Raw genomic sequence first — 1943 nt, forward strand, 5'->3', positions numbered from 1 at the left:
AATCAGGGATTTCCAGCTTTTCTATCATGCGGTGCAACACATCATTCGGAACAGAATGTTCGCGGTTACGGTTTTGCGATAGTAATTGCGTGTAAGGCACTTCCAAATAAATGAGATGCACACGTGCACCGTAATCGGCAAACATCGGTAGCCATTTGCTGCGCAGGTCGCGGTTAAGATTGGTCGCATTAAAAACAAATGACGTACGGGCTCGCAGGTATTCTTTTGCCTGCTCTTTACCCAAACGCACTGCTTCGGCGGTATGTTTGGAGTCCGCGGGATTGAGTTTACGCTCACGGCGAATCTCATCCAGCGACAGCATGGGCAGATGGGCAAGATGTTGCCTGATGTAACTGTCTTTGCCGCTACCTGCTATGGCGCACATGGCGTACACATCAAAGGTTTGATCATCAAATGGCTGATAATCCGGCATTTCGCTACGGCCGTTAAGATAGAGATAGCGTCCGTAATCGCTGGCAAAAGTACGCGCCTTACCCCAACAAGCGTTTTCTTCACAGAGTTCACGAAACAAATCAATGCGCAGCAAAATATCCTGTTGGTCGCAACATATACGACCCAGTACATCGGCTTTAGCAAGCATGGCAAGATGTGCAGTATTGACCTGCAAACTGGCCGCTATGACGGCTCGCTCAGGATTAGGCTTGTTAATCGCCCATAAGGGCAATCCGTGCAAGCGCACGAGTTTGGCGATTGCTTCTCTTACAGCAAACGGAGCGGCAAGTTCGGTATACAGTAAAGTACGGGCGGTATGCTCGCCTTTTTTTGCGTGATGCGGCGAAACGAGACGCTCTTTGCCGTTTTCTATTTCACGCTTGGTCGTACTGCGTTTTTCCACATCATGCAGCATGGCGGCAGCAAACAGAATATGCTGCTCCTGTCCATCAAGCGCTTGAAACTCGGGCAATTGTAAAAGGGCTTCGCATACCATTTTGGTATGCGTAAATACATCGCCTTCGGCATGCCACTCAGGGTCTTGCGGAACGTCCTTCATATCGGCAAACCAGCTGAAACGACGTTCTAAGGCTTGCCAATCAGGAAGTTGACCGGGTATGTAATATGGGAATGTCCACATAATTGTCTTTCTTATTATTGGATAATTGGACTTCAGGCCGTCTGAAACTGCCAGCTTTGCCAATGGTATTTGTCGTAATCGATAAGACGGGCAGGCTTCCAAGTTTTCGTCCAATGAACGTCGGTTTTAACGTGTTTGGCTCGCACCAATTTGAAAAGATTGTCGAATTCATTGGATTGAACAGGCAGATTGCCGTTGTTGGTGGCAAAATCATCGGCGTTCCGGATAACGAAACCTTCGCTGCATGCCGCTCCTGTGTTCGGATCGTAGCCGCCAAGCTTGCCGGAAGTTTGTACGCTGTCCGTCCACGGTTCTCCCAAATTAGCAGCAAGCCATTGCGCTAAAGCAAGATCTTCATTGGCGTACTTTTGAGTGAAATCTGCAAGCGGCTGGACAATGGGGATTTCTGGTACAGTCGGAAAATCAAACAGCTGCGCATAAAATTTAACCTCTTCCCATGAAAGCCAATGTCCGCCACGGCGGACTGCAAACAGGTAAAAATAGCTTTCCAGTTTCGAATAGGCAATCGAATGAATGCCATACATATTCTCGCCAAAAAGTTCAAGATCGCCTAAATCATCTTTGATTCGCTGCCATCGTTGCAGCAAAGGTTTATCCCACGGATGCTGGGTAGGCGCAGCATGACTACGGGCATAGAGGCCGTGCGCAGCAAAGCAGTTGTTTTGCCCATCTAATTTTTCGGTTAAAACCAATTTCGGCAGTGAGGCAAAATATGAAAGAAAGCCGCGCGGCATAAAGCGGTCGTCTGAAGTCGTGCCGAGGCTGATGGGCGCGTGCAGGCTGCGGGCGTATTTTTGAGGTTCAGTTGTCGTCATAATATTTTTTCCTT

General features: G+C 48.5%; 2 protein-coding genes. Both read right to left on the reverse strand.

Annotated elements, in window-relative coordinates:
• Positions 1 to 1093, reverse strand: a 1093-nt coding sequence (locus ACTHUE_RS17120) for an AAA family ATPase (RefSeq protein ID WP_440424044.1), incomplete at its 3' end; no start/stop codon positions are given.
• Positions 1094 to 1125: 32 nt separating this feature from the next.
• On the reverse strand, positions 1126 to 1943 hold an 818-nt coding region (locus ACTHUE_RS17125), incomplete at its 5' end, for an RNA ligase family protein (RefSeq protein ID WP_440424045.1).

The sequence above is a fragment of the Neisseria sp. P0021.S005 genome, from assembly GCF_051956955.1.